12 protein-coding genes are annotated in these 12,961 nt (G+C 65.3%); 8 read left to right on the forward strand and 4 right to left on the reverse strand.

Going from position 1 to position 12,961, the window contains the following annotated elements; genetic code table 11:
- The first annotated feature begins 2 nt into the window (after window positions 1–2).
- The 7 genes from QFZ40_RS02010 (at window position 3) to QFZ40_RS02040 (ending at window position 6,969) form a co-directional block, all read left to right on the forward strand.
- On the forward strand, window positions 3–1,145 hold the full coding sequence (locus QFZ40_RS02010) for an ABC transporter permease (protein WP_306902563.1): 1,143 nt from the start codon (window positions 3–5) through the stop codon (window positions 1,143–1,145).
- A gap of 78 nt (window positions 1,146–1,223) precedes the next feature.
- Window positions 1,224–2,369 (forward strand): substrate-binding domain-containing protein, encoded by a 1,146-nt coding sequence (locus QFZ40_RS02015; RefSeq protein ID WP_306902565.1) that lies wholly within the window; start codon window positions 1,224–1,226, stop codon window positions 2,367–2,369.
- Window positions 2,370–2,544: 175 nt separating this feature from the next.
- The gene (locus QFZ40_RS02020) at window positions 2,545–3,513 is read left to right on the forward strand and encodes an NAD(P)-dependent oxidoreductase (RefSeq protein ID WP_306906791.1); all 969 of its coding nucleotides are present in this window, start codon (window positions 2,545–2,547) and stop codon (window positions 3,511–3,513) included.
- A complete protein-coding gene (locus QFZ40_RS02025) occupies window positions 3,510–4,280 on the forward strand; it encodes an SDR family oxidoreductase (protein ID WP_306902566.1) in 771 nt (256 codons plus the stop codon). Before QFZ40_RS02020 ends, QFZ40_RS02025 begins: the two co-directional genes overlap by 4 nt.
- On the forward strand, window positions 4,280–5,422 hold the full coding sequence (locus QFZ40_RS02030) for an L-idonate 5-dehydrogenase (protein WP_306902568.1): 1,143 nt from the start codon (window positions 4,280–4,282) through the stop codon (window positions 5,420–5,422). Before QFZ40_RS02025 ends, QFZ40_RS02030 begins: the two co-directional genes overlap by 1 nt.
- Window positions 5,419–5,949, forward strand: coding sequence for a gluconokinase (locus QFZ40_RS02035; RefSeq protein WP_306902569.1), 531 nt, complete (start codon window positions 5,419–5,421; stop codon window positions 5,947–5,949). Before QFZ40_RS02030 ends, QFZ40_RS02035 begins: the two co-directional genes overlap by 4 nt.
- 21 nt (window positions 5,950–5,970) lie before the next feature.
- Window positions 5,971–6,969: a sugar-binding transcriptional regulator gene (locus tag QFZ40_RS02040; protein ID WP_306902570.1), complete on the forward strand. Its 999-nt coding sequence runs from the start codon at window positions 5,971–5,973 to the stop codon at window positions 6,967–6,969.
- A gap of 22 nt (window positions 6,970–6,991) precedes the next feature.
- Here the strand turns inward: QFZ40_RS02040 and QFZ40_RS02045 are convergent, their stop codons facing one another.
- On the reverse strand, window positions 6,992–8,518 hold the full coding sequence (locus QFZ40_RS02045; protein WP_306902571.1) for a GntP family permease: 1,527 nt from the start codon (window positions 8,516–8,518) through the stop codon (window positions 6,992–6,994).
- Between the two features lie 253 nt (window positions 8,519–8,771).
- Between QFZ40_RS02045 and QFZ40_RS02050 the strand changes: the two genes are divergently transcribed.
- Window positions 8,772–9,350, forward strand: coding sequence for a VOC family protein (locus QFZ40_RS02050; protein WP_306902572.1), 579 nt, complete (start codon window positions 8,772–8,774; stop codon window positions 9,348–9,350).
- 186 nt (window positions 9,351–9,536) lie between these two features.
- On the opposite strand, the gene efeB is transcribed toward QFZ40_RS02050, so the two are convergent.
- Genes efeB through efeU form a run of 3 tightly spaced genes read right to left on the reverse strand, consistent with a single transcriptional unit; the run spans window position 9,537 to window position 12,825 of the window.
- Window positions 9,537–10,856, reverse strand: a complete 1,320-nt coding sequence (gene efeB, locus QFZ40_RS02055) for an iron uptake transporter deferrochelatase/peroxidase subunit (RefSeq protein ID WP_306902573.1) — start codon at window positions 10,854–10,856, stop codon at window positions 9,537–9,539.
- Entirely contained in the window at window positions 10,853–12,046 is a 1,194-nt protein-coding gene (gene efeO, locus QFZ40_RS02060) for an iron uptake system protein EfeO (protein WP_306902574.1), read from the reverse strand. Before efeO ends, efeB begins: the two co-directional genes overlap by 4 nt.
- A gap of 47 nt (window positions 12,047–12,093) precedes the next feature.
- Complete coding sequence (gene efeU, locus QFZ40_RS02065; RefSeq protein WP_306902575.1) at window positions 12,094–12,825, reverse strand: iron uptake transporter permease EfeU; 732 nt, start codon at window positions 12,823–12,825, stop codon at window positions 12,094–12,096.
- Window positions 12,826–12,961: the final 136 nt, after the last annotated feature.

Below are 12,961 nucleotides of genomic sequence, written 5' to 3' on the forward strand. Positions count from 1 at the left end.
ACATGAACCAGATGAAGACCAACCGCCAGCGCGGCGGCGCCGCACACCTCCTGGGTCCCTACGGCCTCGTAGTGATCCTGGTGGTGCTGTTCGCGGTATTTGCCCTGATCCTGCCGCAGACGTTCCTCTCCGGACGCAACTTCAACGCCATCCTCAGCAACCAGGCGATCCCGGCGCTGCTGGCTCTCGGGGCCATGATCCCCATCGCCACCGGAAAATTCGACCTGTCCATCGGCTATGGGCTCGGGCTCTCCCATGTCATCGTCCTCAAGCTCATCGTGGACGGCAACATGCCCTGGGGCATCGCCGCGCTCGTGGCCATCGGCGTCATGGCGCTGGTAGGCGTGATCAATGGCCTCCTGGTCGAATTCGGCCAGATCGACTCCTTTGTTGCAACGCTGGGCACCGGAACCGTGCTGTACGCCATCACCGGAGCCATCACCAACGGGGCCCGGGTGGTCCCGGGCGACGCCGGACTGCCAGCCGCGTTCAAGGACCTCTATGACTCAAAGATTGCCGGCGTCCCGATTGTTGCCGTGTACCTGCTCGTGGTCGCAGTGATCCTGTGGATCCTGTTCGAACGGCTTCCGCTGGGCCGCTACTTCTACGTCCTGGGCTCTAACCCGCGGGCAGCCGCACTGATCGGCATCCCCACCAAGAGGTACTCCATCTACGCCTTCGCCTTCTCCGCCGTGGTCACCGGCGTGGCCGGTGTGCTCCTGGCGTCACAGCAGCAGATTGGAAACCCCAGCGTCGGCATGGATTACCTTTTGCCGGCCTTTGTGGGAGCCCTGCTCGGCGCCACGGCCATCAAGCCGGGACGCGCCAACGTGATCGGCACCCTCGTTGCGGTCATCACCTTGGCGATCGGCCTGGCCGGTATCTCCCAGCTCGGCGCCCAGTTCTGGGTCACCCCGCTCTTCAACGGCGTCACGCTGCTGATCGCCGTCGGCCTGGCCGGATACTCCGCCCGGCGCAAACTCCGCGCCGGCGCCGTAGCTGCCCCGCCGCCTGCTGTCTCCACCGGCGGTGACGCCGGGCCCTCGTCTCCCTCCGGACCATCCACTACGGCGGGACCTGCAACTAGCCCCGGACCGGCAGCTCCAGCCGGGATGCCGGGCGCCCCGGCCGTCACCGCCCGCTGACGCCGGACCTAGATACTCCACACCAGCTCCACAAGCATCAGACCACCCAGGCAATTCCCCTGACTGAAAGGCTTCACCATGAACCAGACCGCCCCCCGACTGCTGCTCGCAGCAGGCGCCATCATGGCACTAGGGCTCACGGCCTGCACCAGCGGTTCCTCCGAATCAGTATCCGCCGGCTCGACTGCCGCCGGGGACAGCGGCTGCGCCGACGTCGTCGCCACGGCGCAGAAGGCAGTGGACACCGCGTCCAAGTCGGACACTCCCTGGGACGGGCCCACTACAGGACCCAAGGCAGCCGCAGGGAAAACCCTGGTCTACGTCGCCCAGTCCATGACCAACCCCGGTGTGGCCGGTGTTGCCAAGGGACTCCAGGACGCGGCCGCCGCGATCGGCTGGAACGTCAAGGTCATCGACGGCCTCGGAACCCCCGCCGGAATCCAGAGCGCGTTCAGCCAGGCGCTGACCACCAAACCTGACGGCATCGTGATCGGCGGCTTTGACCCGAAGACGACGGCGGCCCAGGTTGCCGAGGCGAACTCGTCCAAGATCCCCCTCGTCGCCTGGCAGGCCCTCTCCACACCGGGCCCCAGCACCGATCCGCTGCTCTTCACCAACATCACCACCAAGGTCGAGGACGTCGCCAAGATCAGCGCCGACTACGTCATCGCCAAATCGAACGGCAAGGCCGGCGTCGTGATCTTCACGGACTCCTCCATCCCCTTTGCCGAGGGCAAATCGCAGATGATCAAGAAGGAACTGGAGACCTGCCCGGGTACCAAGGTCCTGGAGTACGACAACGTTCCGCTGTCCGATGTCAGTGCCCGGATGCCGCAGGAAGTGTCCTCGCTGCTGAGCAAGCACAATGACGCCTGGACCTATTCCGTGGCCATCAACGACGTCTACTACGAAAACGCGGCAGCGGCTCTGCGTGCCGGCGGTGTCAAGGCTGGCGGTGCTCCGTTCAATGTGGGTGCCGGTGACGGCGACTCCTCAGCGCTCCAGCGGATCAAGTCCGGCGACTACCAGACGGCCACCGTTCCGTCGCCCCTGAAGTCCGAGGGCTGGCAGCTCGTGGACGAACTGAACCGGGCCTTCAACAACCAGCCCGCCAGCGGCTACATCCCGCAGATCCACGTCTCCACCAAGGAAAACACCACAGTCACCGATGCGTGGGATCCCGTAGGTTACCAGGACGCGTACAAGAAGATCTGGGGCAAATAATCCCCGGCAAATAGTCCCCGCGCGGTCCCGGACATGCGGTCCCGGAACACCCGGTCCGGGACCGCAGGGCGTCATTCACGTACACCCCGGGCCAATGCCCGAGAACCAAGGTTGGAAATTGCAGAACGAAAACAACCACCAGGCCACCGGCCCGGTGAACAGCACCGTCACGTCGCTGAACGGTACGGCACGCAGTGCCGGCTTCGTAGGACTGGGGCTGATGGGTGCCCCCATGGCCGCCAATCTCCTCAAGGCAGGATGGAGCGTCTCCGCCTGGAACCGCTCCGCCGCAGCTGTCGATGACTTCGTGCGGCTCGGCGGAACCGGCGTCCCGAACGTGGCAGCCCTTCGGGACGAGCCGGTGATCATTTTCATGCTCCCGGATCTTTCCTTCATCGAGGAGGCAGCCGCAGGCCTCCTGGCCGAATGGCGGCTGGCACCGCCGCAGCCGGGAACGCTGGTGGTGGTCATGAGCAGCGTTTCCCCCGTGGGTGTCCAGGCCTTCGGCATTGCGGTCGACGAAGCCAGCGGCGGCAACGCCACGGTGCTGGACGCCCCGGTCAGCGGCGGCACGGAAGGCGCGCAGCGCGGAACCCTCGCCATTATGGCCGGCGGCGACGCTGAACACTTCGAGCGGCTCCGGCCGGTCTTCGAGGCGATGGGCACCACGGTCAGGCGCCTGGGCGGGCTTGGTTCCGGTTCCCTGGCGAAGGCGTGCAACCAGCTGATTGTGGGAACCACGACGGCGGCGCTCGCCGAGGCAGCCGAACTCGCCCAGCGCTCGGGGATGGATGTTGAGTCACTCTTCGACGTACTGTCCGGCGGCCTGGCGGCCAGCCGGGTGCTGGAGTTCGTTGGTCCGCGCCTCGCGGCCAGGGACTATGCCCCCACAGGGCCGGCGAAGTTCATGCACAAGGACCTGTCCTTTGTGGTGGAGTCAGCCCGCGCGGCAGGCTCCGCTGTCCCGATGGCGACTGCCGGCGTCGAACTTTACGGGGAACTCAAGCGGCAGGGCCTGGGTGACCTTGACCTGGCAGCGGTGCGGCAGACCATTGCAGCCCTCAGCGATCTACAGTCCACGGCAGCTTCAGCCGCATCCGAAGCTGCCGACGTTATCGATTCCGTTCGGGAGACCACAGCATGAGTTCACTTTTTGACCTGACCGGGCGGGTTGCCCTGGTGACGGGATCCAGCAGGGGAATCGGCAACGCGCTGGCCCGGGCTTTGGCCGATGCCGGGGCGACGGTGGTGCTCAACGGCGTCAACGGGGAACGGCTCAAGGCTGCGGAGGCAGCCATGGCCGCCGATTTTGCCCCCGGCCGGATCCACAGCTGCGCATTCGACGTGACCTCGGATTCGGAGGCTGCCCGCGGGATCAGGTGGATCGAGGAGAACGTTGGTCCGCTGCAGATCCTGGTGAACAACGCTGGCATCCAGCACCGGGTCCCGATGCTGGAGCTGGAGCTGGCGGATTGGGAACGGGTGATCAGCACGGACCTGACCAGTGCGTTCCTGGTGGGCCGGGAGGCTGCGCGGTTCATGATTCCGCGCGGGCGCGGGAAGATCATCAACATCTGCTCGGTCCAGACGGATCTGGCCCGTCCCACGATTGCGCCTTATGTTGCGGCGAAGGGCGGGCTGCGGAACCTGACCCGTGCCATGACGGCTGAGTGGGCGGCTTCCGGGCTGCAGATTAACGGCATCGCGCCGGGTTACATCCACACGGAGATGACGCAGAACCTGGTGGACGATCAGGACTTCAATTCCTGGATCCTGGGCCGGACCCCGGCGCACCGGTGGGGCACCGTGCAGGACCTGGCCGGGCCGGCAGTCTGGCTGGCGTCTGATGGTTCCGACTTCGTCAACGGGCAGACCATTTTCATCGACGGCGGCATGACGGTGGTGGTCTGATGACTACAGCGAGCGAGTCCTCCGCACCCCTTGCCGTCTCAACAGTGCTTCCGAAGGAGGGCCCAGCCGTCGTCGCCCACGCGGCCGGTGAACTTCGGATTGAGAACATTCCATTAGCTTCACCACAACCCGACCAGGCTGTCGTCGAAATAGCGTATGGCGGCATCTGCGGCTCCGATTTGCACTACTGGCTGCATGGCGCGGCCGGGGAGTCGGTGCTGAAGGCGCCCATGGTGCTGGGGCACGAAATTGTGGGTGTGGTGATCCGCGCGGCGGGAGACGGAACAGGTCCAGCAGAGGGCTCCGCCGTCGCCGTGCATCCAGCGACGCCGGGGCCGAGTACCGGCCCCGGCGTCGTCCGATACCCCGAGGACAGGCCCAACTTATCCCCTGGCTGCACCTACCTCGGCAGCGCGGCGCGTTTTCCTCATACGGACGGCGCTTTCAGCCGGTACGCGAACCTGCCGTCACGGATGCTGAGGCTCCTTCCGGCCGGCCTGGATCTGAAGACTGCGGCGCTCGTCGAACCGGCCAGCGTGGGCTGGCATGCTGTCGCCCGGGCGGGCGACGTGCGGGGCAAGACAGCCTTGGTTATCGGCAGCGGCCCCATCGGTGCCCTCGCCGTCGCCGTGCTGAAGCGCGCCGGTGCTGCGCGGATCGTGGCTGTGGACATGCACCGGCGGCCTCTTGGGATCGCACAGGCAGTGGGTGCCGACGAGGTGCTGGAGGCAGGGGAGACGGACGCGATCGCGGATGTGCAGGCCGACGTCGTCATCGAATCTTCCGGAAGCCACCATGGCCTGGCTTCCGCCCTCAAGGGAGCCGCCCGCGGCGGCAAGGTGGTGATGGTCGGGCTCCTGCCGTCCGGACCCCAGCCGGTCCCGATTTCACTGGCAATTACGCGTGAGCTGGAACTGTTGGGATCGTTCCGGTTCAATGACGAGATCGACGACGTTATTGCCGCGCTCGCCGACGGCTCACTGTTCGTGGACCCCGTGATCACCCACGTGTTCCCGCTGGAACGCGGACTCGAGGCGTTTGAAACGGCGAAGAACTCCGCCGAGTCCGGCAAGGTCCTGCTGAGCTTCTCTCCGGACGCGCCAGGATCCGGTCAGCCTTCCACCGGCCAGGCGGCGTCGTGACGCCGGCAATCCCTCCCCTGGTGGTGATGGGTGTTTCGGGAAGCGGCAAGAGCGTCCTGGGCCAGGCCCTGGGCCAAGGGCTCGGTATCCCCTTCATCGATGCCGATGACCTCCATCCGGCGTCGAACAAGGCGCTCATGGCCGCAGGCATCCCGCTGAGCGACGCAGACAGATTCCCCTGGCTTACGCTGGTTGGCGCCACCCTGGCCAGGGGAGTCGCGGATGGCCACGCGAGCGTGGTTGCCTGCTCCGCGCTCAAACGCTCCTACCGGGATCTGCTCCGGAGCCACGTGCCAGGCCTGCTCCTGGTCCCCATCGACGGCCCGGCTGAGATCATTGCGCGCAGGCTGGAAACCCGGGAGCACGAATTCATGCCTGCCACGCTGCTGGCTTCACAGCTGGCGACGCTGGAACCGCTCGAAGCCGACGAGGCGCACATCCGGGTTCCGGCTGAGCTGAGCGTGGAGGAGGCCGTGGACCTGGTGCGAACCAGGCTTACCGCCTCCGCGGCAGCCACGCCGCGCTGACCGAAGCAGGTTGACCAGGCGGTGGGCCGGACGGAGGAGGACCTTCACGACGCACTCCTGGAACGGGTGGCTCGCCGCTACTTTGTGCACGGCATGCTGCAAAATGACATAGCGGCGGCAGAACATCTCTCGCGCCCCAGTGTGTCGCGCCTCCTGGCGGAGGCGCGCGCACGGGGCGTTGTCCAGTTTAAGATCGGCCCTCCGGTGGACCGCGTCCGCGAGCTGGAGGAGGAATTACGACGGCGGACGGGTCTCCGCCGCTGCGTGGTGGCAACCAACAAACCGCGGGCCCTCTACGGGAACACGAGCAGGCTGGGCTACGTTGCAGCGCGTTACCTGGAAGCGCAGCTGGCCCAGGCGCATATCCTCGGCGTGGCATCGAGCCGTTCGCTGTCTTCCGTGGCGGACTCCATGGCGGCGGGCCGCCGTCCTGATCTGGAGGTGGTTGACCTGTTGGGGTGTCTTCCGGGCGGGAGGTCCGCTGACGGCGGCTGGCCCGGCGAAGGGAAAACGGCGGAGGGAAGCGGACCCAATACTGCCCAGCTGATCGCGGTCCGTCTCGATGCGATGTTCAGACCCTTGCCGGCGGCCTTCGTTTACAGGTCCGGCCCTGCCCGGGACGCAGCCTTGGATTCGGAACAGGTCAGGGAGTCCTTAGAGCTGGGACGGCGCTCCGATGTTGCCCTGGTGGGCGTGGGCTCCATGCAGAGGTTCGACGGCACCGGCGTCTACAGCCCGGTCCCTGCCAGGGAACTCGATGAGCTTGCCGGCCGGGGTGCAGCGGGGCATCTCTGCGGGCACTTTCTTCGGGCCGACGGATCCCTGGTCGAAGCGGAAGACGGACCTTTCCTGCTGGGAATAGGGGCCGACGAGCTACGGCAGATCCCCCAACGAATCGCCGTAGCTGCCGGCCGGCACAAGGTGGCGCCGATCGCGGCGGGCATCAGCGGTGGCATGATCTCCGAACTGATCACGGATCACGCCACCGCCGCTGAGCTGGTGCTGCTGCCGGCGCCTTAGGGCCGCCGGCAGCACGGCCGGATCAAGACACCGCGAGCCATAGCAGGGACGCGATGGCAGCCGTCACGCAGCCCATGATGGTGACCCCCGCGGTCCAGGTTTTGAGCATGACCTGCTCGCTGATGCCGAAGTAGCGGGACAGCACCCAGAAGCCGGCGTCATTGAAGTTGGACAGGCACATGCCGCCGGCCGATACGCCCACGGCCAGCAGTGCAAGCTGGCTGGGGTTCAGGCTGGTGGTGTCGAACGATTGTGCCAGCAGGACAGCCACAAAGGTGACCGCCGCCGTCGTCGTTCCAAGCGTTGCACGCAGAATTGCCGCAAGCACAAAGGCGAAGAGCACCAGCGGAAGGTGGACTTCCGCAAGAGTACTCAGAAGCTGCTTGCCCACCCCGGAGGCGCCGATGATCGAGCCGAACGCAACGCCGCCGCCGGTGGAGACCAGGATTTCGCCCACGGGTTTCATGCCCTGCATACCGAAGAACGAGATGCTTTCCCCGCGGCGGACCCCGGGCGTCAGGAGCAACAGGTAGGCGCAGAAGACGGTGATGGTCAGTGCCAGCCAGGGCGTGCCGATGAACGAGACGATGTCCAGGACGGTCTGCGCGGGCCCGGCCAGGTGGATGGCGCTGGCGAGGGTCGAGATGAGGATCAGCACAATCGGCAGCAGAAGGACGAACAACAGCTTCCCGACGGCGGGGCGTTCGTGCCCTTCCAGTGCGGTCAGGGTCGACGACGGCGCCGGGGCTGTCGCGACGGCCGTCGCTACCGCTGTGGTTGTGGGGGAGGACTGGACACCGCTGCCGCCGTCGAATGCTTGGCTTCCGCTGGTTGCGGGTGCCGGCGTCGCGCTTTCCAAGGCAGTCGCTTCGGTGGGGCCGGCGTCGTACGCCGCATCAAGATCGATGGTGCCGTTGCCCGTCAGCTTCCTGGCAACCCACTGGGAGTATAGGTAGGCGATGCCGACCGCGGGCAGCATCGCCGCCAGACCGTACATGATCAGGAGCCCGAAGTTCACGTTCAGGGCAGCGGCAATGGCTACCGCGCCCGGGTGGGGCGGAACGATCGAGTGCATGCCCAGGACCGCGATGGCCATGGGGACGGCGAAGAAGATTATCGACTTCTTCGACTGCCTTGCCACCGCGATGGTGACAGGAGCCAGTAGAATCACGGCGGTGTCGAAGAAGATGGTGCTCCCGACGAGGAGCCCGCACACGGCCATGGCCAGGGGGCCGCGCCCGGTTCCGAAACGCTGCAGCATCTTTTCGCCCAGCACTTCGCTGCCGCCGGACCGCCGAATGATCTCACCGATGATGCAGCCCAGGGCGACCAGCGGCACCATGTGGCCCAGCTGCGTCCCCATGGCGGGTTGCATCACCGCAAAGATGCCCTTGGCAGGGTCGACGAGCGGCATCCGCATCGCCAGGGCAAGGGCGACGGCGACAACCGTCATGGTGATGAAGGGATGGATCTTCAGTTTCACAATCATGAAGAACAGGACGGCGATGCTGAGGACCACCAGCGTCATTGACAACCAAATCGGGTACATATCGCTCCTTCGCGACAAAGGCGGTGACCGGGAGCTTCGACGCCGACGGCCACCGAAAGAAGGTTTCGGGTCGACCCGATCCAACTCCTGCCACCGGGCAGGGTCAATCAATGAGCGAGAACCTGAACATGCGTTCCAATTCAGGCAGAATTGGGCTCTTTGCCTTCGGATCCATCCGAGGCAGGCCAATACTGGAGGTTCGTTTTACAGGCCAGGCTCACCGCCGAGGTGGCTGAATTTAGAAGGGTCCACCATGCGTCAAAACCAACTGCTCAAGTCCCGTCCGAAGGCGCTCACCAAGGACATGCCCGCACGAACAATGAGGATGCATCACGTGTGCCTTGTTGTGTCCGATATCGCCGCCACCCGGGACTTCTACGTCAACGTGCTGGGGTTCGAGGAGATCCACAGGCCCACAGACTTCGTGTTTCACGGCGCGTACTTCCAGAACGGCGACGTGGAAGTGCACGTGGTCCGCGAAACCCATCCCGGCCGCCTCTCCGGCCATGCCCCCGGCTGGGGTGACGAAGAGCTGCGCACCGGGCTGTGCCATCACTTCGCCGTGATGGTGGATTCGTTCGAACCCTTCCTGGCGGCCATGCGGGAACGCGGGCTGGAACGGGTAGGCGGGCCCCGCGTCCGCGACGAATACGTGGAGCAGATCTACATCGCTGACCCCGACGGGCACATCATCGAGCTGCTGTACCAGCACACTCCTGCCTCCGGTCATGCCCGACGGATCGAGATCTTCGACCTGGGCATCGCCGTGCCGGTGGCGCCTGGGCACCACGTCCTGGACCCAAGGGCGAAATACGGCCTTCGGCCCGCCTGAGCCCCTCACCCCGCCCAAACGCTCCCTCACTTCCTGCATCGAATCCCGCAACGCTTCCTCACGTCTCGCATCGAATCCCGCAACGCTTCCTCACTTGAGGTGAGGAAGCGTCTGGAGAGAAAGCCCGAAAGGTGAGGGAGCGTTTGGGTTCGGCCGGGTCTTCCAGGGGCTTGTCATGCTCTCCGGTCAGGCGAAGAGCCCTTCCCCGATGAAGCCGCCGGGCTTGATTCCCGGCGGAACAGCGAACAGTCCTGATCCCGTGTGCTTGAGGTATTCGAGGGAGAGCCCGTCGCCCTTGGCCATGTTCATCTGCATCGGCACGTAATGGGTGCGCGGGTCCGTGACAAAGGCGATGAAAAAGAGGCCGGCGTCGAGATGCCCCAGGCCGTCTGAGCCGTCGGTGTAGTTGTAGCCCCGCCGAAGCATCTTGACCCCGTTGTTTTGGCTCGCATGAGCCAGGCGCATATGGGCATCCAGCGGGATGAGCGGGGTGCCGCCCTTGCCCGCCAGCTTGAAGTCAGGTTCAGTGAATTCCCCGCCACCGGAGAGCGGCGCGCCCTGGTTCTTGTTCCGTCCGATCAGGCCCTCCTGTTCGCGGAGGGATGTCCGGTCCCAGATTTCAATGTGCATCCGGATCCGTCGGGACACGAGGTAGCTGCCTCCGGCCATCCAGGCCTCGGTGTCGCGTGTGCCTTTGGTGGCCCAGATGTGCTGGTCCAGTAGATCGGTGTCCTCGGCTTTGACGTTGCTGGTGCCGTCCTTGAAACCGAACAGGTTGCGGGGTGTGTCCTGGGACCTGGTGGTCGAGGAGGTACGGCCGAACCCCAGCTGGGACCAGCGGACCCGCGCCTTGCCGAAGCCGATTCGGGCAAGGTTCCGGATCGCATGCACGGCCACCTGGGGGTCATCTGCACAGGCCTGGACCACGATGTCGCCGTCGGAGCGGGCCGGGTCCAGATCATCACCGGGAAAGTGGGGCAGGTCGATGAGGGCGTCGGGGCGGCGTCCATCCAGGCCGAACCGTGCCTTGCCGTTCTTTTCGAACATCCCCGCACCGAAGCCTAGTGTCAGGGTCAGTCTGCCCGCGGCGAGCCCTTCCGCCTCGCCGGTGTCCTGGGGAGGAGCATCATACGGGCCATCGAACGCACCGGTTGATCCCGTGGCCTTCCCCTGGGTCATGGCCTCTGCGGCCGCGGTCCAGTCCTTGAGCAGCTGGATGAGCTCCGTCCGGTCCTCGGTGGTGAGATCGAATGCGGCCATGTGGAGGCGTTCCTGGGCAGGAGTGGTGATACCCGCCTGCCGTTCTCCGTGGAACGGGACGATGCTGGCCGCAGGATTTTCCGTCGCAGCTGCGGCCGCAACGGCATCATGGCTGAGCAGCCCGGCAGCCATTCCCGCGGCCGCTCCCGCGCCGCCGGCTCCCGCGAGGTAAAGCAGTCCGCGGCGGGAGAGCCTCTTCTTTTCTCCTGCGGCAGGCTCTCCGCCACCGAAGGGGCAGCCGCTCACAGGACTGCTGCCGTGAGCTGGGACAACGGCTCACCAAGGGCGTCAACGAGCGATGCCAGCCGCTGGATCTGCTCCTGGGTCAGGTCGTTGTAGTAAACGAAGCCGTCGCCCTTGGCATAGGTCTTCAGCTCGGCCTCAAGGGCTGCGAACTTGGTCTCCAGCGTTGACGCGAGTTCTGGGTTCTTTTGCTGTAGGGCTGGCTTCAGGCTTTCAAAGGCGATGCGGGCGCCGTCCACGTTGGCCTGGAAGTCCCAAAGATCGGTATGGGACCAGGCTTCCTCTTCTCCAGTGACCTTGCCGGTTGCGATTTCATCCAGCAGTTCCTTCGCACCATTGCCCAGGTTGTCAGCTGACAGTTCCACTGTCCGCGTGCGCTGGGCGAGGTCCGCGGTGTCGGTAACGAGTTGTGTGGCGAGCGTGGAGCGTTCCGCTGCGGTGAGGGCCGTGTAGCCGGCCGGCGGATACAGGTCCTTTTCCGCGCGGTGCCAACCGGTCCATTCCTGGCCTGGTTCAAGGTCGGCCTCGCGGGCGTCCAGCTTCGGATCGAGGTCACCGAAGGACTCCGCGACCGGTTCGATCCGCTCCCAGTGCACGCGTGTTGCTGCATACAGCGACCGCGCCTTGTCCAGGTCCCCTGCCGCATAGGCTGCAGCGAAGGCCTGGGTGCCCGTTACCAGCTGTTCGGTCTGGTCTTTGACGTAGGACGCGTACTGCTGGGTGCCGGTGTCGAGCAGTTTCTGGAAGTCCGCGTCCACTGCCGGCTGGGTGCCTGAATCTGTGATCTCAAAGGGAGCTTTGATGCCATCGCCCTGCATTCCCGGCTTGCAGGCTGTGGTGTATTTGCCGCTTCCGGCAGTGACTACGAGGTTGCGGGTCAGGCCGGGGCCGATGTTCTCGACTTCGCCAACGATCTGCAGTCCGTCCGCGCCGAGAAGGTAAAACTCGGTGACCTGCGCGCCGTCGTTCTTCACGGCAAAGGTGAGGTTGCCGCTCGGTGCGGTCCCGGCTGAAACTGTGCATTTGCTGTCCGTGCTGACTACCTGGATCGGCCCGTCGGTGGCGCCGGCCTTTGCGTTGTCCGTGCAGGAGGCCAGCGCCAGGGGGAGGGCAGCAGCCGCGCAGAGGACGGCGAAGCGCTTCCGGCGCGCGGTATGAGGGGCGAATTTGGGCAGGAATGAACCTGTTGACATGAGGATCCTTAGAGCGATGGCCGATGAGTTGGACGCCAGAAAAGCGCCTAGGAGGAAACGAGCGTGCTTTCCCGGTCCCGTTGTGTGACCGCGGGGGGAGCGGCAACACGGTTGGCGCGAAGGTAGAAAAAGAGGACGGGAACAACGTAGAGGAGCCAGGCGCCGGCTTCGAGCCAGGTAGTGGCAGGGGAGAAGTTAAGGGTCCCCTTCAGGAGAGTGCCGTACCACGACGACGGCGGAACGGTGGCGCTCACATCGAACGCCAGGCTGTGAAGGCCGGGCAGGATGGCTGCCTCCTGAAGGTCATGCATGCCGTATGCCAGCACGCCGGCCGCGATCACGATCAGCGCGACTCCGGTCCAGGAGAAGAAGCGGGAGAGGTTGACTTTGAGGACGCCCCGGTGCAGGAGGTAGCCAAGCCCCGCCGCAACGGCAAGTCCCAGCAACGCCCCGACCAGCGGCGTCGTGGTTTCGCCCGAGGACTGCGCCGCGGCCCAGAGGAACAGCGCCGTTTCGAGGCCTTCCCGTCCTACCGCGAGGGCGGCAACGGCCACCAGTCCCCAGCCTGCTCCTTCGGCCACCCGGTCGACCTGGGATTTCAGCTCGCCACCGAGGGTTTTTGCCGTCCTGGCCATCCAGAACACCATCCAGGTCACCAAGCCCACGGCAGCTATGGACAGGCTTCCGCCGATCGCTTCCTGTGCCTCGAAGGTCAGGCCACGGGGACCGAAGGTGAGCAGGGCGCCGAAAGCCGCGGAAACGGCGACGGCGATCCCCACGGGACACTCTCTCTTAGGGTAGCCAAATTTAGGCTGACCTAAGTCAGAACAGTACAAGGAGGATCGCCATTACGCAAAGGTTTGTGGCGTAATTATCAAATCACGCCGTTTTGGAAGAGACGCAGCCCGGGCGGCC

The sequence above is a fragment of the Arthrobacter pascens genome (assembly GCF_030816475.1).
GTDB lineage: Bacteria > Actinomycetota > Actinomycetes > Actinomycetales > Micrococcaceae > Arthrobacter > Arthrobacter pascens_B.

Excerpts from the sequence above, each read along its gene's own strand:
- QFZ40_RS02010 (WP_306902563.1), top strand. The coding sequence starts at position 3 with ATGAACCAGATGAAGACCAACCGCCAGCGCGGCGGCGCCGCACACCTC.
- QFZ40_RS02015 (WP_306902565.1), top strand. The coding sequence starts at position 1,224 with ATGAACCAGACCGCCCCCCGACTGCTGCTCGCAGCAGGCGCCATCATG.
- QFZ40_RS02025 (WP_306902566.1), top strand. The coding sequence starts at position 3,510 with ATGAGTTCACTTTTTGACCTGACCGGGCGGGTTGCCCTGGTGACGGGA.
- QFZ40_RS02030 (WP_306902568.1), top strand. The coding sequence starts at position 4,280 with ATGACTACAGCGAGCGAGTCCTCCGCACCCCTTGCCGTCTCAACAGTG.
- QFZ40_RS02045 (WP_306902571.1), bottom strand. The coding sequence starts at position 8,518 with ATGTACCCGATTTGGTTGTCAATGACGCTGGTGGTCCTCAGCATCGCC.
- QFZ40_RS02050 (WP_306902572.1), top strand. The coding sequence starts at position 8,772 with ATGCGTCAAAACCAACTGCTCAAGTCCCGTCCGAAGGCGCTCACCAAG.
- efeO (WP_306902574.1), bottom strand. The coding sequence starts at position 12,046 with ATGTCAACAGGTTCATTCCTGCCCAAATTCGCCCCTCATACCGCGCGC.